This is a genomic window from Methylobacterium sp. UNC378MF (assembly GCF_900103195.1).
Lineage (GTDB): Bacteria > Pseudomonadota > Alphaproteobacteria > Rhizobiales > Beijerinckiaceae > Methylobacterium.
On record NZ_FMWU01000002.1, the window covers coordinates 66,863 to 87,117 of the forward strand.

Sequence of the window (20,255 nt, forward strand, 5' to 3'; positions counted from 1 at the left end):
ATGCAGCTCACCCTCTGGACCTACGAAGGCCCACCTCACATCGGCGCGATGCGCGTCGCCACGGCGATGTCCGGGCTGCACTACGTGCTGCACGCGCCGCAGGGCGACACCTATGCCGACCTGCTGTTCACGATGATCGAGCGGCGGGACGCGCGCCCGCCCGTCACCTACACCACCTTCCGCGCCCAGGATCTCGGCCGCGACACCGCCGAGCTGTTCAAGCAGGCGGTCTCGGCCGCCCACGCACGGTTCCAGCCGCAGGCGATGATCGTCGGCGCCTCCTGCACGGCCGAGTTGATTCAGGATGATCCGGGCGGCCTCGCCAAGGCGCTGGACCTGCCGATCCCGGTGATCCCGCTGGAGCTGCCCGCCTATCAGAAGAAGGAGAACTGGGGCGCCTCGGAGACCTTCTACCGGCTCGTCCGGGCGCTAGCTGGTCCGCCCGCCCCGCGTCCCGCACGGGAGCCCGGGCAGCGCCCGCTCTGCAACATCCTCGGGCCGACGGCGCTCGGCTTCCGCCACCGGGATGACCTGATCGAGATCCGCCGGCTGCTCGACACCCTCGGCATCGTGGTGAATGTCGTGGCGCCGCTGGGGGCAACCCCCGCGGATCTCGGCCGGCTCCGCGACGCCGACTTCAATGTCGTGCTCTATCCCGAGACCGCCCGGTCGGCCGCGGATTACCTGAAGAAGAATTTCGGGCAGCCGTTCACGCAAACCATCCCGATCGGCGTCGGCGGCACCCGCCGGTTCGTCGAGGAGATGGCGGGCCTCGCCGGGATCGATCCGGCACCGGGGCTCGACGGCCCCGGCTCGCGGCTGCCCTGGTACTCCCGCTCGGTCGATTCGACCTATCTCACGGCCAAGCGCGTCTTCGTGTTCGGCGATGCCACGCATGCGATCGGCATCGCCCGGGTCGCCGCGAAGGAGCTGGGCTTTACCGTCGTCGGGCTCGGCACCTACGGCCGTGAATTCGCCCGCGAGGTCCGCGCCGAGGCGGCCGAGCACGGCATCGAGGCGCTGATCACCGACGATTACCTCGACGTCGAAGCAGCGATCCGCGCGGCCGCGCCGGAACTGGTCCTCGGCACCCAGATGGAGCGCCACGTCGCCAAGCGGCTCGGCATTCCGTGCGCGGTGATCTCCGCGCCGGTCCACGTCCAGGACTTCCCGGCGCGCTACGCCCCGCAGATGGGCTTCGAGGGCGCCAACGTCCTGTTCGACACCCTGGTCCATCCGCTGATGATGGGCCTCGAAGAGCACCTCCTCGGCATGTTCCGGGAGGATCCCGAATTTCACGACGGCGTCGGCCCCTCGCATCTCGGCGGCAAGTCCTTCGAGACTCCGGCGGACGGGGCGTTCGAGGCCGCGGAACGGGCGCCGGCCGACACCCCTCCGACGCCGGCGCCCGTTCCGATTCTGCTGGACCGTGCGGCCCCTTGGTCGCCGGAAGCCGAGAAGGAACTGAAGAAGATCCCGTTCTTCGTGCGGGGCAAGGCACGCACCAACACCGAGACTTTCGCCCGGGAGCGGCACCTGCCGCTCATCACCCTCGAGACCCTCTACGATGCCAAAGCGCATTACGGCCGTTAGGCCGCCGATCCGCATCGTCATCGTCACGCTCGACAATCATTTGGCGAGCGCGGTGGAGCGGGCGCGCCTGCGCCTCCGGTCCGAGATGCCCGGGCTGGTGCTGGGCTTCCACGCGGCGGCCGAGTGGGACAACGATCCCGCGACGCTGGAAGCCTGCAGGGCCGACATCGCGCAGGCCGACATCGTGCTCTCGGCCATGCTGTTCATGGACGAGCATGTCCGGGCGATCCTGCCGGCGCTCGCGGCGCGGCGGGAGGCCTGCGACGCGATGATCGGCTGCCTCTCGGCAGGCGAGGTGGTGAAGACGACGCGGCTCGGCCGCTTCGACATGAGCGGCACCAAGCGCAGCGCCCTCGACTTCCTGAAGAAGCTGCGCGGCAAGCCCGGCCAGCAGGGCAATGCTGGCCGGCAGATGGCCCTGGTGCGCAAGCTGCCGAAGATCCTGCGCTTCATCCCGGGCTCGGCCCAGGACGTGCGCGCGTACTTCCTGACCCTGCAATACTGGCTCGCGGGCTCCGACGAGAACGTTGCCGCCCTGGTGCGCTTCCTCGTTCATCGCTACGCGGCCGGCGAGCGGTCCTCCTGGCGCGAGGGCCCGGCGGCGCCGGCGCCCCTCGACTACCCCGAGACCGGCCTCTACCACCCGCGCCTGCCTGGCCGGATCGGCGCCGATCCGTCGCGGCTGCCGTGCCAAGCCGGCGCCAGGGGCCGCGTCGGGCTGCTGGTGATGCGCAGCTACGTGCTCGCCGGCAACACTGCCCATTACGACGGCGTCATCGCGGCCCTGGAGGCGCAGGGTCTCGACGTGGTGCCGGCCTTCGCCAGCGGTCTCGACAACCGGCCGGCGGTGCACGCCTTCTTCATGCGCGACGGGCGCGCCTGCATCGACGCCCTCGTGTCGCTTACCGGCTTCTCCCTGGTCGGCGGCCCCGCCTACAACGACGCCGCGGCCGCCGAACTGATGCTGGCCCGGCTCGACGTGCCCTACCTCGCCGCCCAGGCGCTGGAGTTCCAGACCCTGGAGCAGTGGGAGGCGGGCGACCGCGGCCTGTCGCCGGTCGAGGCGACCATGATGGTCGCGATCCCCGAACTCGACGGCGCCACGGCTCCGATGGTGTTCGGCGGCCGCTCCGCAAATTCAGGCGCCGACAACGCCCGCGACATGCGGGTCCACCCCGAGCGGGCCGTGCGCCTTGCCGAGCGGGTCGCGCGGCTGGTGTCCCTGCGCCGGACCCCGAAGGCCGCGCGCCGGATCGGCGTGGTGCTGTTCAACTTCCCGCCCAATGCCGGCGCCACCGGGACGGCGGCGTTCCTGTCGGTCTACGCCTCGCTCCTCAACACCCTGAAGGGCCTGGCGGCGGACGGCTACACGGTGGAGGTCCCGGAGAGCATCGATGCCCTGCGCGCGGCGATCCTGGAGGGCAACGCCAAGCGCTACGGCACCCAGGCCAATGTCCACGCCCGCCTCCCGGCCGAGGACCATCTGCGCCGCGAGCCCCACCTCGCCGAGATCGAGGCCCAGTGGGGCCCGGCGCCGGGCCGCCACCAGACCAACGGCGGCGAGATCTTCGTGCTCGGGGCCCAGTTCGGCAACGTCTTCGTCGGGGTCCAGCCCGCCTTCGGCTACGAGGGCGACCCGATGCGGCTGCTGTTCGAGCGCGGCTTCGCGCCGACCCACGCCTTCTCGGCCTTCTACCGCTACCTGCGGGAGGATTTTGCCGCCGACGCCGTGCTGCATTTCGGCACCCACGGCGCGCTCGAATTCATGCCCGGCAAGCAGACCGGGCTGTCCGAGGCCTGCTGGCCGGAGCGGCTGATCGGGGCTTTGCCCAACGTCTACCTCTATGCCGCCAACAATCCCTCCGAGGGGACGCTCGCCAAGCGCCGCTCGGCCGCGACGCTGGTGAGCTACCTGACCCCGAGCCTCGCGGCGGCGGGGCTCTACCGCGGGCTGATCGACCTGAAGAGTTCGATGGAGCGCTGGCGCGGCCTCGATCTCGAAGCCACGGCCGAGCGCGCCAGCCTGGCAGAGCTGATCCAGCAACAGGGCGCGGCGCTCGATCTCGTGGCCGCCGAGCCGGCCTGGAGCGGCGACCTCGGTATCCACGTCTCCGGCCTCTGGACCGCGCTGCAGGAGCTGGAGCAGACCCTGATCCCGCACGGGCTGCACGTGGTCGGCGCGGGCACGCCGGAGGAGGAGCGGGTCGACCTGCTGCTCGCGCTCGCCGAGTCGGCGCACGGCATCCGGCCCGAGCGGGCCGGCATCGAGGCTCTGACCGCCGGCCATGGCGTCGAGGCGGCGCTGAAGGCCTCCGGCCTGCCCGCCGACGAGACGACCCGCGCCGCCTTCGCGAGCCTCGCCGAGACCGACCGGCTGCTGTCCCGCGACCACGAGGTGCCGGCGCTGCTGCGGGCGCTCGACGGCCGCTTCGTGCCGCCGGTGGCCGGGGGCGACCTGCTGCGCAACCCCGCGATCCTGCCGACCGGCCGCAACCTCCACGGCTTCGACCCCTACCGCCTGCCCTCGGCCTTCGCGGTGGCCGACGGCGCCCGGCAGGTGGCCCGGATCCTCGAACGCTTCGCCGCCGACGGAAAGCCCTGCCCGGAAAGCGTCGCCCTGGTCCTGTGGGGCACCGACAACCTCAAGAGCGAGGGCGGCCCGATCGCCCAGGCCCTGGCCCTGATCGGCGCCGCGCCCCGCTTCGACGGCTACGGCCGCTTGAGCGGCGCCGAGCTGATCCCGCTGGAAACCCTCGGCCGGCCGCGGATCGACGCGGTGGTCACCCTCTCCGGAATCTTCCGCGATCTGCTGCCGCTTCAGACGAAGCTCCTGGCGGAGGCGTCGTACCTCGCCGCCACCGCCGACGAGCCCCTCGAAAAAAATTACGTCCGGAAGCACGCCCTGGCGATCCAGGCCGAGCAGGGCTGCGATCTGGAGACGGCGGCGCTGCGCGTCTTCTCCAACGCCGAGGGCGCCTATGGCGCCAACGTCAACCACCTCGTCGATTCCGGGAACTGGGACGACGACGCGGAACTCTGCGAGACCTTCTCCCGCCGCAAGAGCTTCGCCTACGGCCGCACCGGCCGCCCGGCGCCGCAGCGCGCCCTGATGCAGGCGGTGCTCGCCTCCGTCGACATGGCCTATCAGAACCTCGATTCGGTCGAGGTCGGCGTCACCTCCGTCGACCACTATTTCGACGGGCTCGGCGGCATGGGCCGGGCGGTGGCCCGGGCCAAGGGCGAGTCGGTGCCGATCTACATCAGCGACCAGACCCGCGGGGAGGGGCGCGTCCGCTCCCTGGAGGAGCAGGTGGCGCTGGAGACGCGCACCCGGATGCTCAACCCGAAATGGTACGAGGGCCTGCTCGGCCACGGCTACGAGGGCGTCCGCCAGATCGAGACGCATCTCACCAACACGGTCGGCTGGTCGGCCACCGCCAACGCGGTCCAGCCCTGGATCTACGAACGGATCACCGAGACCTACGTCCTCGACAAGGACATGCGCGAGCGCATGGCCGCCTTGAACCCCACCGCCTCCGCCAAGGTCGCCCAACGGCTGATCGAGGCGCACCGCCGCGGCTTCTGGACTCCCGACGCAGAGATGCGCGACGCCCTCGACCGGGCCGAGGAGGAGCTGGAGGACCGCCTGGAAGGCGTCACCGCAGGAGTGGCCGCATGAACATCGCGATCCGCAATCCCGTCGTCGCCCGGAAGGAGGAGGGGAGCCTTCAGGTCGCCCTCGATCCCGATCTCAGAATCGAGACCGCCAAGGTCTTCGCGGTCTACGGCAAGGGCGGGATCGGCAAGTCGACCACCTCGTCGAACCTGTCGGTGGCCTTCTCCAAGCTCGGCAAGCGGGTGCTGCAGATCGGCTGCGACCCGAAGCACGACTCGACCTTCACGCTGACCAAGCGCCTCGCCCCCACGGTGATCGACGCCCTGGAGGCGGTGAACTTCCACTCGGAGGAGCTGCGCGTCGAGGATTTCGTGGTCGAGGGCTACAACGGCGTGATGTGCGTCGAGGCCGGCGGCCCGCCCGCCGGCACCGGCTGCGGCGGCTATGTGGTCGGCCAGACCGTGAAGCTCCTCAAGGAGCACCACCTCCTCGAGGATACCGACGTCGTGGTGTTCGACGTGCTGGGCGACGTGGTCTGCGGCGGCTTCGCCTCGCCGCTCCAGCACGCGGACCGGGCTCTGATCGTCACCGCCAACGATTTCGACTCGATCTTCGCCATGAACCGGATCGTGGCGGCGATCCACGCCAAGTCGAAGAATTACGGCGTGCGCCTCGGCGGCGTCATCGCCAATCGCTCGGCCAAGACCGACGAGATCGACCGGTTCAACGACGCGGTCGGGCTGAAGCGGCTGGCGCATTTTCCCGACCTCGACGTGGTCCGGCGCTCGCGGCTCAAGAAATCGACCCTGTTCGAGATGGACTCGTCCCCGGAGCTCGACGCCGTGACCGCCGAGTACATGCGGCTCGCCGAGACCCTCTGGGCCGGCGCGGAGCCCTGCGAGGCTTTGCCCATGAAGGACCGCGACCTGTTCGAGTTCCTCGGTTTCGATTGAGTCTGGAGTTCGACCGATGGCCAGCGCCAGCTACGACGCCCGCCGGGGCGAGCTGACCACCTATTTCGACCGCACCGCGGTCGAGGCGTGGTCGCGCCTGACCTCGGACGCGCCCGTGAGCCGCATCCGCGCCACGGTGCGCGCCGGCCGCGACGCCATGCGGGCGACGCTGCTGTCCTGGCTGCCGGCCGACATGACCGGCCTGCGCCTGCTCGATGCCGGCTGCGGCACCGGGGCGCTCAGCGTCGAGGCAGCGCGGCGCGGCGCCGAGGTGGTGGCGATCGACGTCTCGCCGACGCTGGTCGGCCTCGCGCAGGAGCGGCTGCCGGCGATTCCGGGAGCGGGCCGCATCGACTTCCGCGTCGGCGACATGCTCGATCCCGGGCTCGGGCGGTTCGACCACGTGGTGGCGATGGATTCGCTGATCCACTACCGCGCCGCCGACATCGCCCGGGCGCTGGCGGTTCTGGGCGCGCGCACGGACGGCTCGGTGCTGTTCACCGTGGCGCCGCGCACGGCGCTGCTGACGCTGATGCATGCGGCCGGACAATTCTTTCCGCGGGGCGACCGCTCACCGGCGATCGTACCAGTGACCGAGCATGGGCTACGGCGGCGGATCTCGTCCGAGCACGCGCTCGACGGCTTCGCCTGGGCGCGATCGCACCGGATCAACAGCGGCTTCTACCTGTCGAACGCGATCGCACTGACACGCTCTTCCCCTCCCCCTTGCGGGGAGGGGCCAGGGGTGGGGGTGGTTCAGGAGGAACCGCGGAGCCCCATCCTGCGCGACCCCCACCCCTACCCTTCCCCGCAAGGGGGAGGGGAGCCCGGCGGAGGGCGGACATGAACCCCACCCAAAAACTCACCGCCGCCCTCATGCGCCTCGGCCCGGCGATCCTGCCCTTCGCGGATGCCGCCACGGTCGAGCTGCCGCTGGGCCGCCTGCTGCGCCTGGCCCTGTTCCAGGTCACCGTCGGCATGGCCGCGGTGCTGCTGATCGGCACACTGAACCGGGTGATGATCGTCGAACTCGGCGTCCCGGCCTGGATCGTCGCCATGATGCTGGCCCTGCCGCTGATCTTCGCCCCCCTGCGGGCGCTCGTCGGCTTCCGGTCGGACACACACCGCTCGGTGCTGGGCTGGCGGCGGGTGCCCTATATCTGGTTCGGCACGCTGCTGCAGTTCGGCGGGCTGGCGATCATGCCGTTCGCCCTGCTGATCCTGTCGGGGGACACGACCGGGCCGCTCTGGGTCGGCGACCTCGCGGCGGCGCTCGCCTTCCTGCTGGTCGGCGCCGGCCTGCACACGACCCAGACCGTCGGGCTGGCGCTCGCCACCGACCTCGCCCCCGCGCATGCACGACCGAAGGTGGTGGCGCTGCTCTGCGCGGCGCTCCTGTTCGGCATGATGGCGAGCGCCGTGCTGTTCGGCCTGTTCCTCGCCCACTTCTCGGCCGTGCGCCTGATCCAGGTGATCCAGGGCGCGGCTTTGGTCACCATCATCCTCAACGGCTTCGCCCTGTGGAAGCAGGAGCCGCGCGATCCCAACCGGACGCGGACGGCGCCGCAGCGGGACTTCCGTGCCTCCTGGCGGGCCTATGCGGGGCAGGGCACCGCCCGCCGGCGCCTCGTGGCGATCGGGCTCGGCACCGCAGGGTTCTCCATGCAGGACATCCTGCTCGAACCCTATGGCGGCCAGATCCTGCACCTCTCGGTGGCGGCGACCACGGCGCTGACCGCGCTGCTGGCCGCCGGCGGCGGCCTCGGCCTGCTGGTCGCGGCGCGCTGGCTCGGCCGCGGGGGCGACCCGTTCCGGGTCTCCGGCGTCGGCGTCGGGATCGGGATCCTGGCCTTCTCGGCGGTGGTCTTCGCCGCCCCCCTGGCCTCGGCCGACCTGTTCGCCGCCGGCGTCAGCCTGATCGGGCTCGGCGGCGGCCTGTTCGCCCACGGCACCCTCACCGCCTCGATGAACCGCGCCGGCCCCGAGGATACCGGGCTGGCGCTCGGCGCCTGGGGCGCCGTGCAGGCGACCGCCGCGGGTCTGTCGATCGCGGCGAGCGGTCTCGTGCGCGACGTCGGCGGCGCCATCGCCCAGTCGGGCGTGCTCGGCGAGGGCATGAACGAGCCCGCGATCGGCTACCTCATCGTCTACCACATCGAGATCGCCCTGCTGTTCGCGGCGCTGCTCGCGCTCGGACCGTTGGTGCGTGAGGACGCGCGGACAGAGGATCGGGACCGCATCGCCAATGGCCTTGCCGGCCGGACGGCCTGACATTCGGGGAGGACATCCATGCCAACCGGCGCACTTACGGGCTATGTCGACGTCGCTCAGGTCGTGCTCTACGCGTTCTTCATCTTCTTCGCCGGGCTGGTCTTCTGGCTGCGCCGCGAGGACCGGCGGGAGGGCTACCCGCTCGAGAACGAGGCCGTCGGCCGCCGCAAGGCGGACGATCCGATCCTGATCCCACGGTCCAAGGCCTTCCACCTCCCCGGCGGCGAGACCACCTACGCACCGCAGGCGGTACACGGCCGAACCGACATCGAGACCGGCATCCCGGCCCGCAAGGTCGAGCCCTGGCCGGGTGCCCCCTACGAGCGCACGGACGCCTCGCTTCAGGCCGGCGTCGGTCCCGGCTCCTGGGTGTTGCGGCACGACGTGCACGACCGGACCTGGGACGAGGAGATCCGCATCGTACCCCTGCGGGTGGCGAAGAATTTCGTCATCCACGAGGACGGCCCGAATCCGATCGGCATGACGGTGTTCGGCACCGACGATGCCGTGGCGGGCGTCATCAGCGACGTCTGGGTCGACCGCGGCGAGTCGCTGATCCGCTACTACGAGGTTGAACTTCCGACGGGCGGCCGCCGGCTGATGCCGGCCACCTTCTGCCGGGCCGGCGGCTTCACCAAGACGGTGACGACCGAGGCGCTGCTCGCCAGCCAATTCGCCGAGATCCCGGCCACCCGTGATCCCGACAGCGTGACCTTCCTCGAGGAGGAGCGGATCATGTCGTATTTCGGCGCCGGCACGCTCTACGCCACGCCGGCCCGGGCGGAGCCCCTGATATGAGCGGCGACTTCCTCCCTGAGGGCACCCTGCGGGGTCTGCCCGGCCCGTTGCCGGCGGGCGAGCGCATCCTCTGGCAGAGTGCGCCGACCACCGCCGGCCTTCTGGTCCGGGTATTCCACGCCCGCCTGGTGATCGCGTGGTTTGCGGTCTGCGCCCTGGCCTTCGGCCTCGCGGCGGGATCCCCCGCCGCGGCGCTGAAGGTGGTGGGGCCGACCCTGGTGATCGGTGCCGGGGCCGTCGCGCTGCTCTGGCTGCTCGCTTGGCTCAGCCACCGGACGACGCTCTATACGGTGACCAACCGCCGCGTCGTGCTGCAGGCCGGCATCGCCCTGCCGGTGACCCATAACCTGCCCTTCGCGCAGATCGAGAGCGCGTCCCTGCGCGCCTTCACGGATGGCAGCGGCGACCTGCCGTTACGGTTGCGGCCGGGCCTCCGTATCGCCTACCTTCATATCTGGCCGCATGTCCGCCCCTGGCGTCTCGCCCGGACGGAGCCCATGCTGCGCTCCGTGCCGGAGGCGGAGGCTGCGGCGGCCTTGCTGGCACGCGCCCTCGCGGCCCATGCCGACGGCAACGCGCCGCCGGTTCGGGTGGCGCAGCTCGGGCGCGCGGGCGAGAATCCCGGTCGCCTCGTCGCGGCCGAGTAGGGAGGGGCACGATGGGCGAGCGGGCGGAGGGCACCGGCCGGGCCATGGGGCCGGCAGCCTCGGGACCGGCACCGGCGCTGCTGATGATCGGCGCGGGCGCGCTGATGGGCTTCACCATGCTGGCGGTCCTGATCGGCCGGAGCGAGGGCGTCGGCCTCGTCGCCCTGCCGCCCGCCAAGGCGCTGGCGCGGCTCGAATTCCGTGCCGAGGATCAGGTCGACGGCTCGATCGCCCTGCGGGACGTCGCCGACCGGCACATCGTCGCGTGGATCCGCCCCGGCGAGGACGGCTTCCTGCGCGGGACGCTGCGGGGCCTCGCCCAGGCCCGGCAGCGCGAGGGTCTCGGTCCCGAGCAACCCTTCAGCCTGACCCGCTACGACGACGGCCGCCTCGCGCTGGCCGACGAGGCCACCGGCCGCCGCGTGCCCCTGGAGGCCTTCGGCCCCACCAATGCCGGGTCGTTCGCCCGGTTGATGCCCGCGCCCGGCGCGCCAGCCACGGAGACGCGGTGATGGGCCTGTTCGGCGGCCGCACCGTCACCGTGCCCTGCACGGTGGAGATCGAGCAGACGCCCGAGAGCCTGCACGCGCACGTGATCCTCGATGCCGGCTTCGAGATCGAGCCCGGCGACGAGGTCCAGGTTCACGACGCGCCGACCTCGGTGCCCTATGGCGAGCGGCTGACGGTGCGCCGCACCGCCACAATCACCCGGGCCGGAGCGCTGGAGCGGGCCTGGACCAAGCTCATTGCCCATCTCGAGCTGACCGAACTCTACGAGGTCAGCTTTTCCGAGAGGAGGAAGCTGTGAACGCGCCCGTCACCCCGACCATCGGACAGCCGGTCCCGAAGACGCCGGTCAACGAATCGACCAGGGCCGCGCAGGAGACGACCTTCCTGTCGCCCCGCTTCTACACCACCGATTTCGAGGAGCTCGACCGGACGAATGTCGAGCCGGTGCGGCGCGACTGGGACGTGCTCATCGCCGAGCTGCGCTCCGATCCGAACAAGCGCCACTTCACACGCAACGCGGAGTTCGACTGCGACCTGTCGCAGATGGAGCCCGAGCTGCGGAAGGAGTTTCTGGATTTTCTGGTCTCGTCGATCACCGCCGAGTTCTCCGGCTGCGTCCTGTACGCCGAGATGCGCAAGCGGGCGAAGAACAAGGACATCCAGGAACTGTTCGGCTTCATGAGCCGCGACGAGGCGCGGCATGCCGGCTTCATCAACGACACGTTGAAGGATTTCGGCATCGGCGTGGACCTTGGCTTTCTTACGAAATCCAAGAAATACACGTTCTTCCGGCCGAAATTCATCTTCTACGCCACCTATCTTTCGGAAAAGATCGGCTACGCCCGCTACATCACGATCTTCCGCGAGTTGGAGCGCCACCCGGAGCGGCGCATCCACCCGATCTTCAAGTGGTTCGAGCTCTGGTGCAACGACGAGTTCCGCCACGGCGAAGCCTTCGCGCTCCTGATGCGCGCGAATCCGAAGCTGACGAGCGGCGTGAACCAGTACTGGATCCGGTTCTTCCTGCTCGCTGTCTTCGCGACCATGTATGTGCGCGACCATCACCGCCCGGCCTTCCACGCGGCGCTCGGAGTCGACCCGACCGACTACGACTTCAAGGTCTTCCGGATCACCTCGGAGATCTCCCGCCAGACTTTCCCGCTGGAACTCGACCTCGACAACCCGAAGTTCAAGGCGGGACTCGACCGGCTGCTCGCCTGCTCCCGGGCGATCGCCGACGCCAAGGCGAAGGGCGGATTTGCCGGCAAGGTCCTGCAGGGCGTCCACGCGGCGCGGGCGGCCTTCACCTTCGCGCGGCTCTATCTGCTGCCCGTCAAGGCCAACGCCCTGCCGGCCGACATCCGCCTTCAGCCGGTCTGGTAGAATGGGGACCTACGCCGCCCCGGTCCTGTACGCGGTTCTGCTCTGGTGGTTCTCCACCGGGCTGATCCTGCTGCTCGACCACGCCCCGCGACGGACGCATCCGTGGAGCATGGCCGCGGCGACGCTGCTGCTCGCCGGTGCGCTGGTGGCGATCCGATCCAGCGCCGCCGACACGAGCGCCACGGGGGCCTACACGGCTTTCACGGCGGCGCTCGTCGTCTGGGGCTGGCAGGAGATGAGCTACTATATGGGCTTCCTATCGGGCCCGAAACCGGCCGCCTGCGCGCCGGGGGTGCGGGGGTTCGACCGGTTCCTGGCGGCGCTCGCGACCAGCCTGTGGCACGAATTCGCCATCGTGATCGGGGGCGTCGCGATCCTGGCGCTCGTCTGGGGCAGTCCCAACCGCTTCGCCCTGTGGACCTACGGCACGCTGGTGGTGATGAACCTCTCGGCACGGCTCAACCTGTTCTTGGGGGTGCGCAACCTCCACGCCGAGTTCCTGCCGGACCATCTCGGCTACCTCGCCTGCTACCTATCCCGGAAGCCGATGAACCTGCTGTTCCCGGTCTCGGTGAGCCTCGGGACCATCGCGGCGGCGCTGCTCGGGCGCGCGGCTCTGGGCCCGGACCTGCTGGAACACGAGCTGATCGGCTTCACGGTCCTGGCGACGCTGACCGCGCTCGCCACCCTGGAGCACTGGTTCCTGATGCTGCCGCTGCCCTCGACGGAGCTGTGGCGCTGGAGCCTGCCGGCCCGGGCATCCGGGGAGGCGGCGGGACCGCGGGATCCTGTGTAGAGCCGAGGGATCATCAACGGGCGACGCACGTCCACCAATCTGGAACTGGTCTTGTGCGAAAACCGGTGTCACAGGCGGGATCAACCCGCAGGATTTGTTCGGGGAGAGGCGACATGGACTACGAGACCTTCTTCGGGGCTGAGATCGCCGGGCTCCACCGGGAGGGGCGCTACCGAGTCTTCACCGACCTCGAGCGCCACGCCGGCAACTTCCCGCACGCGACCCACCACCATGCCGGCGGCACGCGACCCGTGACCGTCTGGTGCTCCAACGATTATCTCGGCATGGGCCAGCACCCGGCCGTCACCGGGGCGATGCACGAGGCGATCGACCGCTGCGGCGCGGGCGCCGGCGGCACCCGCAACATCTCGGGCACCAACCACTACCACGTGCTCCTGGAGCGCGAGCTCGCCGACCTCCACGGCAAGGAGGCGGCTTTGCTCTTCACCTCCGGCTACGTATCGAACTGGGCGGCGCTCGGGACCCTGGCCTCGCGCCTGCCGAACTGCGCGGTCTTCTCCGATTCCGAGAACCACGCCTCGATGATCGAGGGCATCCGGTTCTCCCGCGCCGAGCGCCACATCTTCCGCCACAACGATCCGGAAGACCTGAACCGCAAGCTCGCCCTGATCGACCCGGCCCGGCCGAAGCTGGTCGCCTTCGAGTCGGTCTACTCGATGGACGGCGACATCGCGCCGATCGCCGAGATCTGCGACGTGGCCGAGGCCCACGGGGCGCTCACCTATCTGGACGAGGTCCACGCGGTCGGCCTCTACGGCGCCCGCGGCGGCGGCATCTCGGAGCGGGACGGAGTCGCCCACCGGCTCGACGTGATCGAGGGCACGCTCGGCAAAGCCTTCGCCGTGCATGGCGGGTACATCACGGCCTCGGAGAAGCTCTGCGACTTCGTGCGCAGCTTCGCCTCGGGCTTCATCTTCACCACTTCGCTGCCCCCGGCCGTCGCGGCGGGCGCGGCGGCGAGCATCCGCCATCTGAAGGGAAGCGGCGGCGAGCGCGCCCGCCATCAGGAGCGCGTCGCGAAGGTCCGGCAGGCCCTGGAGGCCGCCGACATCCCGACCATGCCCAACGACAGCCACATCGTGCCGGTGATGGTCTGCGATCCGGTGCTCTGCAAAGGGATCTCCGACACCCTGCTCGACGAGTTCGGCATCTACGTGCAGCCGATCAACTATCCGACGGTCGCCCGCGGCACCGAGCGGCTGCGGATTACCCCGTCGCCGCTGCACACGGATGCCGACATCGCCCATCTCGTCGAGGCGCTCACCACGATCTGGGGGCGGATCGGGCTCCGCCAGAAGGCGGCGGAATAGGCTTCCGTTCCCCCAACCGCACCCTCATCCCGAGGCGCCCGCGTGAGCGGGCCTCGAAGGAGGGCTCCAGCCAGCCGCGCGAATTCTGGAGATCTCCTTCGAGGCCTCCGCTGCGCTTCGGCACCTCAGGATGAGGGGGTGGGTTGGATGCCCCCGCAGCATCGAGTCAACGCGTGCCCACTTTCCCCTTCTCGGCCATCGTTGGCCAGGACGAGATGCGCCAGGCGCTGCTGATCGCGGCGGTGGACCCGGCCGTCGGCGGCGTGCTGGTCTTCGGCGACCGCGGCACCGGCAAGTCCACGGCGATCCGGGCGCTGGCCGCCCTGCTGCCGCCGATGCGGGTCATGGTCGGCTGCCCGTACAATTGCGACCCCGACAGCCCGGCGGAATCCTGCCCCCACTGCGCGAGCTTGCCGGGCGCGCGGAGAAAGTCCGAAAAAAAGCCGGTGCCGGTGGTGGACCTGCCGCTCGGCGCAACCGAGGACCGGGTCGTCGGCACCCTCGACCTTGAGCGGGCGCTCGGCGCCGGCGTGAAGGCCTTCGAGCCGGGCCTGCTCGCCCGGGCCAATCGCGGCTTCCTGTACATCGACGAGGTCAACCTCCTCGAGGACCACCTCGTCGACCTGCTGCTCGACGTGGCGGCCTCCGGCGTCAACACGGTCGAGCGCGAGGGCCTGTCCCTGCGCCACCCGGCGCGGTTCGTGCTGGTCGGGTCCGGCAACCCGGAGGAGGGGGAGCTGCGCCCGCAGCTCCTCGACCGGTTCGGCCTCGCCTGCGAGGTCGTGACCCCGAAGGACATCCCCACCCGCATCGCGGTGGTGCGTGCCCGGGACGCCTACGAGCGTGATCCGGAGGGGTTCTGCGCCGCCCGCGCCCGGGACGAGGCCGCGATTCGAAAGCGAATCCTGCTGGCGCGGGAGCGCCTGCCGACGGTGACCGTGCCGGATGCCGCCCTGGAGCGCGCGGCGCAGCTCTGCCTGGCGCTCGGCACCGACGGATTGCGCGGCGAGCTGACCCTGATGCGGACCGCCCGGGCACTTGCGGCCCTCGACGGCGTCGGAGACGTCACCGACGACCACCTCCGCCGCATCGCTCCGGCGGCCCTGCGCCACCGCCTGCGCCGCAACCCGCTGGACGAATCCGGATCCACCGCCCGCGTGGAGCGGGCGCTGGCGGAGGTGTTTGCGTGACGGGCGCGCCACCCTTCGCCGCCACACCAGCGGACCCAGCCTGCGGCCCGCGTCGCGTGGTTTCAGAACGGTGCGCCGGTCCCCTCGCCTCGAGGGAGAGGGACAGGGTGAGGAGGGGTGCGTGGCGTCGGGAGACGACGCGCCCTCGACGCGCATCGAAGCCGTGCTCTGTCCTGAACCTCCTCATTCCTCACCCCAGCCCTCTCCAGCACGGGAAAGGGGGCCGGCTGCGGCCTGCACACGCCGATGCGTGACCATCGTCACTCCGCAGGGGAGAACGTGGGCACTCCATCCTGGGCCGACGCCCGCCTTGCCGCCCGGCTGCTCGCCGCCGACCCGCACGGGCTCGGCGGCGCAGTGCTGCGCGCTGCCCCCGGCCCGATCCGCGAGCGCTGGCTTGAAGCCTTGCGCGCCGCGCTCACGCCCGGAACACCCTGGCGCCGCCTGCCCTCCGGCATCGGCGACGATGCCCTGCTCGGCGGCCTCGATCTCGCGGCGACCCTGGCGGCCGGCCGTCCGATCTCCCGGGCGGGCCTTCTGGCGGAGGCCGATGGCGGGATCATCGTCGTCCCCATGGCCGAGCGCCTGCCGCCCGGCACCGCGTCCCGTCTCGCGGCCGTTCTGGATACCGGCATGGCCTCGGATCAGCCGGCCCGGTTCGGACTGATCCTCCTCGACGAGGGCGAGGCGGACGAGACCGTCGCCGAGGCGCTGGCCGATCGCCTGGCCTTCCGGATCGACCTGCATGGCCTCGGCCGCGCGGAGGCCTCGGCGCCCGAGCCAGAACCCGCCCCGGGCGCTCCGGAGCCGGACCCGGTCGGCAGCCTCTGCGCCCTGGCCGAAGCCTTCGGCATCGCGTCCCTGCGCGGTCCGATCCTGTCGGCACGGGTGGCGCGCGCCCTCGCGGGAGCGTGGCCGATCGGCCAGGCCGAGATCGTGTCGGCCGCGCGCCTCGTCCTGGCACCGCGCGCCACGCGCCTGCCGGCGCCCGAGGAGCCAGCCCCCGAGACCGCGGAGGTGCCGCCGGCGGGCCCGCCTCAGGAACAGCCCGGGCAGGAGAGGGCGGATCCGTCCGCCGCGGAGGCGCCGGACGACATTGTGCTTGAGGCGGTGCGCGCCGCGATTCCGCCCAACCTCCTCGACCAGTTGCTGGCGGGTGGCCAGCGTCTCGCGGCCGCGAAGGCGGGCCGGGTGGGGCAGGCGGCCTCCGCCCGCACGGGGCGCCCGGTCGGGAGCCGGCGGGGCGACCCGCGGCGGGGACGCCTCGACCTGCTCGCCACCTTGCGGGCGGCGGCGCCCTGGCAGGCTCTACGGCGGAATGTGGCGGAGCCGCGCGCCATCGTGGTGCGGCGGGACGACCTGCGGATCCGAGTCCTGCGGCAGCGGACCGAGACCACCACGGTGTTCTGCGTCGACGCATCGGGCTCGGCCGCCCTGGAGCGGCTGGCAGAGGCCAAGGGCGCCATCGAACTATTGCTGGCCGAAGCCTATGTCCGGCGCGACCGGGTGGCGCTGGTGGCGTTCCGCGGCACCGGTGCGGAGCTGGTCCTGCCGCCGACCCGCTCCCTCACGCGGGCCAAGCGCGGGCTGTCGGGGCTGCCGGGTGGGGGCGGGACGCCGCTCGCGGCAGGGATCGACGCCGCCATCGCGGTGGCCCTCGGCGTGCGTCGCGGCGGCAGCCGGCCTGCAATCGTGCTGCTGACCGACGGACGCGCCAATGTCGCCCGCTCGGGGGAAGGAGGCCGCGTGCGGGCGGGTGCGGAGGCCCTGGAGGCGGCGCGCGCCTTGCGAGCGGCGGGGCTGCCGGCTCTGGTGGTCGATACCGGCAACCGGGGCGAAGAGGCTCGAGTGGTCGCGGACGCGATGGGCGCTCGCTACCTGAAGCTGCCGCGGGCCGAGGCCGGTCAGCTCAGCGCGGCGGTGCGGGCGGCGCTCTGAGCGCGGTGCTTCCGACGCGCGAGACGGTGACTCAGAGGTCGCCGCCGATGCCGCTGTCGGCGAGGCGCTGGTGGTGGGCGAGCCACGAGTTCAGCATCTCGCGGACGAGCGCCTTGAGGCTCCAGCTGCCGGAGACCGGAGCGGCGATGTTCTGGGTCGAGGAGGTGAAGAGGATCATGGCCTTCTCCAAAGTCGGGGGCGTGTCTTGCTCTTGTTCACCCGTGATATGCCGCCCCTGTTGCGTCGCAGCAATCGACCTCCGCTCACCCGTGGCATGCGGCCGCCGCATAGGATTGTTCAGTGTTACGAAATACTTCCGGCCATGAACGATAGCGCCCCTGCCGCCTCCGGCCCGTCCGGTCCTATCGCAGTGCGGGATGTGCTCCCATGCTGACCAAGTTCGACGCGGACCGGCCCGACTGGGCCGTCGAGGGCCGCGACTGGCCTCATCGGGAAGCCAGCCGCTTCGTGGAGGCGGCGGGCCGGCGCTGGCACGTCCAGGAATTCGGGAGCCCGGACGCCCCGGCTCTGCTGCTCCTGCACGGGACGGGGGCGGCCAACCATTCGTGGCGCGGGCTGGCGCCGCTCCTCGCCCGTGACTTCCGCGTGATCGCCCCGGACCTGCCGGGTCACGGCTTCACGGATCCGCTGCCCGACGCCGACCTGTCCCTGCCCGGCATGGCCAGGGCCGTGGCGGGCCTCGTGGCGGCGCTCGACCGTCCGCCCGTCCTGGCGGCGGGCCACTCGGCCGGTGCGGCCGTGCTGGCGCGGATGTGCCTCGACGGCACCATCGCACCGCGATTGCTGGCGGCCTTCAACGGCGCCCTGGCACCCCTGCCAGGGGCGGCCAGCCTCCTGTTTCCCAGCATGGCGCGGCTGCTGTTCCTCAACCCCTTCACCCCGAGGATCTTCGCCTGGACGGCGGACCGATCCGCGGCCAAGCGGCTGATCGAGGGAACCGGCTCGCGCCTCGATCCGGAGGGGGTCGATCTCTACCGCCGGCTCTTCGCCCGGGCCGGCCATGTCCGCGGGGCGCTGGGGATGATGGCGAACTGGGATCTCGCCGGGCTGCACCGGGCGCTGCCCGGCCTCGCGACCCGCACCCTGCTGATCGTCGGCGGCGACGACAAGGCCATCCTGCCGGACACCGCCTTCGCCCTGCGCGATCGCCTGCCCGATGCCCGCGTCCGCCTGATCCGCGGTCTTGGCCACCTCGCGCACGAGGAGGCGCCGGAACGGGTGGCCGAGGTGCTCCGCGCGGAGGCTTTGGACGCGGGCCTTCTGTCGCCAGCGTGACCCAGACGGGACTGGCGCCGGCCTTGCGTGGGTCGTAGAGCCTGCCGCGGGCCGCGAGGGCCCGACATGCAGCCAGCACCGAGGAGCAGCCGGGAACGATGGCGAGACCCGTGATCGGCGTCATCGGCAACGCGCGCCTGATCGACAGCCGGTTCCCGGCGCAGATCGTCGGCGAGAACAACATGCGGGCGGTGGCCGCGGTGGCCGGTGCCCTGCCGCTGATGTTCGCCGCCGCCCCGGCGATCACCGATCTCGGCGACCTCCTCGACACCGTGGACGGCGTCCTGCTGACGGGCGGCCGCGCCAATGTCCACCCGGCCCGGTTCAACGCCGAGCCCTGTGCGGCGCACGAGCCCTACGACGAGGACCGCGATGCCGTGGCGCTGCCGCTGATCGAGGCCTGCGTGGCGCGCGGCGTGCCGCTCTTCGGCATCTGCCGCGGCTTCCAGGAGATGAACGTCGCCTTCGGGGGCAGCCTGCACCCGGAGATCCGCGAACTGCCCGGCCGGCTCAATCACCGCATGCCGCGCCTCGCGAACGGCGAGATCCACCCGGACCTGGAGGTGATCTTCGCCGACCGTCACGCGGTCCGCCTGACGCCCGGAGGCGCTTTCGCCCGCCTTCTGGAGCGCGAGACGATCCGGGTGAACTCCCTGCACGGACAGGGTATCCTGGAGCCGGGCGAGCGGGTGGTGATCGAGGGCGTGGCCGAGGACGACACGGTCGAGGCGATCCGCATCCGCGACGCGGCGGGCTTCGCGCTCGGGGTCCAGTGGCACGCCGAGCACGACCCGGCAACCAATCCGATCAACCGCGCCCTGTTCGAGGCCTTCGGAGCCGCCGCGGCGACGCGGCACCGGGCACGTTCGGCAGGCCGGACCTGAGCCCCTGTTTCGGCGCGGATTGCCACAATCCTGGAGGCCGGTGCGGCAACACAGCACCGAGCGACCGCCGACGTTTCGGGTCATTTTCGCATTAACCTATGTTCATTCTGACCTTTTGATCACTGGAATATTGCTTCTTCCACCGGACAAATCTTGGCCCCGTGCGTGGGGATTCACCTTTCCCCCGGGCGACCTGTCGCAGGAGGGAACGGCAGCAGCCCGATGGTGTTGCCGGAGTCCCGAACAGCGGGAGCCTCGCAGCGAGGCTTCCTGCGCAGAGAACGGGCAGAACGCGCATGCAGCTACCCCGCGACGACCGAGAGCACCCCCGTGCCGAGGCCTTCCGCGACTTCATCCGGAACCCGCCCTTCCCCTGCGTGGGCGCCAAGTCGGCCCTGTCCCGCGGACGGATGCGGATCGTGGTGGCCCGGGACATCACTTCGGGCTGGGACGACATGCGCATCTACCCGGCGCTGCTCGCCTTCGTGGCCCAGTACCGGGCGCAGCCGGACCTGTTCCAGAGCTTCGCCGTCGTCTTCGAAGGTCCCGGCGATCTCTCGGAGGAAGCGTTCGAGCGGAACCTCTGGGCGCGGGCGCAGTCCCTGACCGACAAGGATGCCTGGCTCGGCCAGCCCCACGATGCCCGCGTCGCCGACGATCCCGACAATCCGCATTTCTCGCTCAGCTTCGGCGGCGAGGCCTTCTTCGTGGTCGGCCTCCATCCGAATGCCAGCCGCCCGGCGCGGCGCTTCTCGTCGCCGGTTCTGGTCTTCAACCTGCACGCCCAGTTCGAGCGCCTGCGCGCGGAGGGACGCTACGAGAAGCTGCGCGCCGCGATCCTGGAGCGTGACGAGGCCCTCGCCGGGAGCGTGAACCCGATGCTGGCGCGCCACGGCGAAGCGTCGGAGGCGCGCCAATACAGCGGCCGCGTGGTCGATGCGGACTGGCGCTGCCCCATGCAGGGCCGTCCGGCGCCTGCGCCCGAAGCGGACGTCTGGCACCCGCCGGTCCTGCCTGTGGACCACAGTCTGCCGGGCAGTGGGGTCTGA

General features: G+C 71.2%; 18 protein-coding genes. 17 read left to right on the forward strand and 1 reads right to left on the reverse strand.

Annotated features, from left to right (window positions below):
* The 14 genes from bchB (at window position 1) to BLT59_RS02300 (ending at window position 17,026) form a co-directional block, all read left to right on the forward strand.
* A complete protein-coding gene (bchB, locus tag BLT59_RS02235) occupies window positions 1-1,593 on the forward strand; it encodes a ferredoxin:protochlorophyllide reductase (ATP-dependent) subunit B (protein ID WP_091775975.1) in 1,593 nt (530 codons plus the stop codon).
* A complete protein-coding gene (locus BLT59_RS02240) occupies window positions 1,568-5,272 on the forward strand; it encodes a magnesium chelatase subunit H (RefSeq protein ID WP_091775978.1) in 3,705 nt (1,234 codons plus the stop codon). Before bchB ends, BLT59_RS02240 begins: the two co-directional genes overlap by 26 nt.
* Complete coding sequence (bchL, locus tag BLT59_RS02245; protein ID WP_091775981.1) at window positions 5,269-6,162, forward strand: ferredoxin:protochlorophyllide reductase (ATP-dependent) iron-sulfur ATP-binding protein; 894 nt, start codon at window positions 5,269-5,271, stop codon at window positions 6,160-6,162. Before BLT59_RS02240 ends, bchL begins: the two co-directional genes overlap by 4 nt.
* Before the next feature lie 16 nt (window positions 6,163-6,178).
* Window positions 6,179-7,009, forward strand: a complete 831-nt coding sequence (bchM, locus tag BLT59_RS02250) for a magnesium protoporphyrin IX methyltransferase (RefSeq protein WP_244513791.1) — start codon at window positions 6,179-6,181, stop codon at window positions 7,007-7,009.
* Window positions 7,006-8,433 (forward strand): BCD family MFS transporter, encoded by a 1,428-nt coding sequence (locus BLT59_RS02255; RefSeq protein WP_091775984.1) that lies wholly within the window; start codon window positions 7,006-7,008, stop codon window positions 8,431-8,433. The genes bchM and BLT59_RS02255 overlap by 4 nt, the downstream gene beginning before the upstream one ends.
* A gap of 18 nt (window positions 8,434-8,451) precedes the next feature.
* Entirely contained in the window at window positions 8,452-9,231 is a 780-nt protein-coding gene (gene puhA / locus BLT59_RS02260; protein ID WP_091775987.1) for a photosynthetic reaction center subunit H, read from the forward strand.
* Window positions 9,228-9,878 (forward strand): photosynthetic complex putative assembly protein PuhB, encoded by a 651-nt coding sequence (puhB, locus tag BLT59_RS02265; protein ID WP_091775990.1) that lies wholly within the window; start codon window positions 9,228-9,230, stop codon window positions 9,876-9,878. Before puhA ends, puhB begins: the two co-directional genes overlap by 4 nt.
* 11 nt (window positions 9,879-9,889) lie before the next feature.
* Window positions 9,890-10,390 carry a photosynthetic complex assembly protein PuhC gene (gene puhC / locus BLT59_RS02270; protein ID WP_091775993.1) on the forward strand — a complete coding sequence of 167 codons (501 nt, stop codon included), beginning with the start codon at window positions 9,890-9,892 and terminating at the stop codon, window positions 10,388-10,390.
* Window positions 10,390-10,686 carry a hypothetical protein gene (locus tag BLT59_RS02275; protein WP_091775995.1) on the forward strand — a complete coding sequence of 99 codons (297 nt, stop codon included), beginning with the start codon at window positions 10,390-10,392 and terminating at the stop codon, window positions 10,684-10,686. Before puhC ends, BLT59_RS02275 begins: the two co-directional genes overlap by 1 nt.
* Complete coding sequence (acsF, locus tag BLT59_RS02280; protein WP_091775998.1) at window positions 10,683-11,771, forward strand: magnesium-protoporphyrin IX monomethyl ester (oxidative) cyclase; 1,089 nt, start codon at window positions 10,683-10,685, stop codon at window positions 11,769-11,771. Before BLT59_RS02275 ends, acsF begins: the two co-directional genes overlap by 4 nt.
* 1 nt (window position 11,772) lies before the next feature.
* Window positions 11,773-12,567 carry a putative photosynthetic complex assembly protein PuhE gene (gene puhE, locus BLT59_RS02285; RefSeq protein ID WP_091776000.1) on the forward strand — a complete coding sequence of 265 codons (795 nt, stop codon included), beginning with the start codon at window positions 11,773-11,775 and terminating at the stop codon, window positions 12,565-12,567.
* Window positions 12,568-12,680: 113 nt separating this feature from the next.
* Complete coding sequence (gene hemA, locus BLT59_RS02290; protein ID WP_091776003.1) at window positions 12,681-13,898, forward strand: 5-aminolevulinate synthase; 1,218 nt, start codon at window positions 12,681-12,683, stop codon at window positions 13,896-13,898.
* Between the two features lie 173 nt (window positions 13,899-14,071).
* Entirely contained in the window at window positions 14,072-15,088 is a 1,017-nt protein-coding gene (gene bchI, locus BLT59_RS02295) for a magnesium chelatase ATPase subunit I (RefSeq protein ID WP_091776005.1), read from the forward strand.
* Between the two features lie 279 nt (window positions 15,089-15,367).
* A complete protein-coding gene (locus BLT59_RS02300; RefSeq protein WP_244513792.1) occupies window positions 15,368-17,026 on the forward strand; it encodes a magnesium chelatase subunit D in 1,659 nt (552 codons plus the stop codon).
* A 31-nt stretch (window positions 17,027-17,057) separates the two neighbouring features.
* On the opposite strand, the gene BLT59_RS31085 is transcribed toward BLT59_RS02300, so the two are convergent.
* Window positions 17,058-17,204, reverse strand: a complete 147-nt coding sequence (locus BLT59_RS31085) for a hypothetical protein (RefSeq protein WP_173009180.1) — start codon at window positions 17,202-17,204, stop codon at window positions 17,058-17,060.
* Window positions 17,205-17,413: 209 nt separating this feature from the next.
* Between BLT59_RS31085 and bchO the strand changes: the two genes are divergently transcribed.
* The 3 genes from bchO (at window position 17,414) to gntA (ending at window position 20,255) form a co-directional block, all read left to right on the forward strand.
* On the forward strand, window positions 17,414-18,322 hold the full coding sequence (gene bchO / locus BLT59_RS02305; protein WP_091776011.1) for an alpha/beta fold hydrolase BchO: 909 nt from the start codon (window positions 17,414-17,416) through the stop codon (window positions 18,320-18,322).
* Between the two features lie 98 nt (window positions 18,323-18,420).
* Window positions 18,421-19,206, forward strand: a complete 786-nt coding sequence (locus BLT59_RS02310) for a gamma-glutamyl-gamma-aminobutyrate hydrolase family protein (RefSeq protein WP_091776013.1) — start codon at window positions 18,421-18,423, stop codon at window positions 19,204-19,206.
* A gap of 296 nt (window positions 19,207-19,502) precedes the next feature.
* Entirely contained in the window at window positions 19,503-20,255 is a 753-nt protein-coding gene (gene gntA / locus BLT59_RS02315) for a guanitoxin biosynthesis heme-dependent pre-guanitoxin N-hydroxylase GntA (protein ID WP_091776015.1), read from the forward strand.

Coding starts and splice junctions, on each gene's coding strand:
- bchB (WP_091775975.1), top strand. CDS start 1: ATGCAGCTCACCCTCTGGACCTACGAAGGCCCACCTCACATCGGCGCG.
- BLT59_RS02240 (WP_091775978.1), top strand. CDS start 1,568: ATGCCAAAGCGCATTACGGCCGTTAGGCCGCCGATCCGCATCGTCATC.
- bchL (WP_091775981.1), top strand. CDS start 5,269: ATGAACATCGCGATCCGCAATCCCGTCGTCGCCCGGAAGGAGGAGGGG.
- bchM (WP_244513791.1), top strand. CDS start 6,179: ATGGCCAGCGCCAGCTACGACGCCCGCCGGGGCGAGCTGACCACCTAT.
- BLT59_RS02255 (WP_091775984.1), top strand. CDS start 7,006: ATGAACCCCACCCAAAAACTCACCGCCGCCCTCATGCGCCTCGGCCCG.
- puhA (WP_091775987.1), top strand. CDS start 8,452: ATGCCAACCGGCGCACTTACGGGCTATGTCGACGTCGCTCAGGTCGTG.
- puhB (WP_091775990.1), top strand. CDS start 9,228: ATGAGCGGCGACTTCCTCCCTGAGGGCACCCTGCGGGGTCTGCCCGGC.
- puhC (WP_091775993.1), top strand. CDS start 9,890: ATGGGCGAGCGGGCGGAGGGCACCGGCCGGGCCATGGGGCCGGCAGCC.
- BLT59_RS02275 (WP_091775995.1), top strand. CDS start 10,390: ATGGGCCTGTTCGGCGGCCGCACCGTCACCGTGCCCTGCACGGTGGAG.
- puhE (WP_091776000.1), top strand. CDS start 11,773: ATGGGGACCTACGCCGCCCCGGTCCTGTACGCGGTTCTGCTCTGGTGG.
- hemA (WP_091776003.1), top strand. CDS start 12,681: ATGGACTACGAGACCTTCTTCGGGGCTGAGATCGCCGGGCTCCACCGG.
- BLT59_RS31085 (WP_173009180.1), bottom strand. CDS start 17,204: ATGATCCTCTTCACCTCCTCGACCCAGAACATCGCCGCTCCGGTCTCC.
- bchO (WP_091776011.1), top strand. CDS start 17,414: ATGCTGACCAAGTTCGACGCGGACCGGCCCGACTGGGCCGTCGAGGGC.
- BLT59_RS02310 (WP_091776013.1), top strand. CDS start 18,421: ATGGCGAGACCCGTGATCGGCGTCATCGGCAACGCGCGCCTGATCGAC.
- gntA (WP_091776015.1), top strand. CDS start 19,503: ATGCAGCTACCCCGCGACGACCGAGAGCACCCCCGTGCCGAGGCCTTC.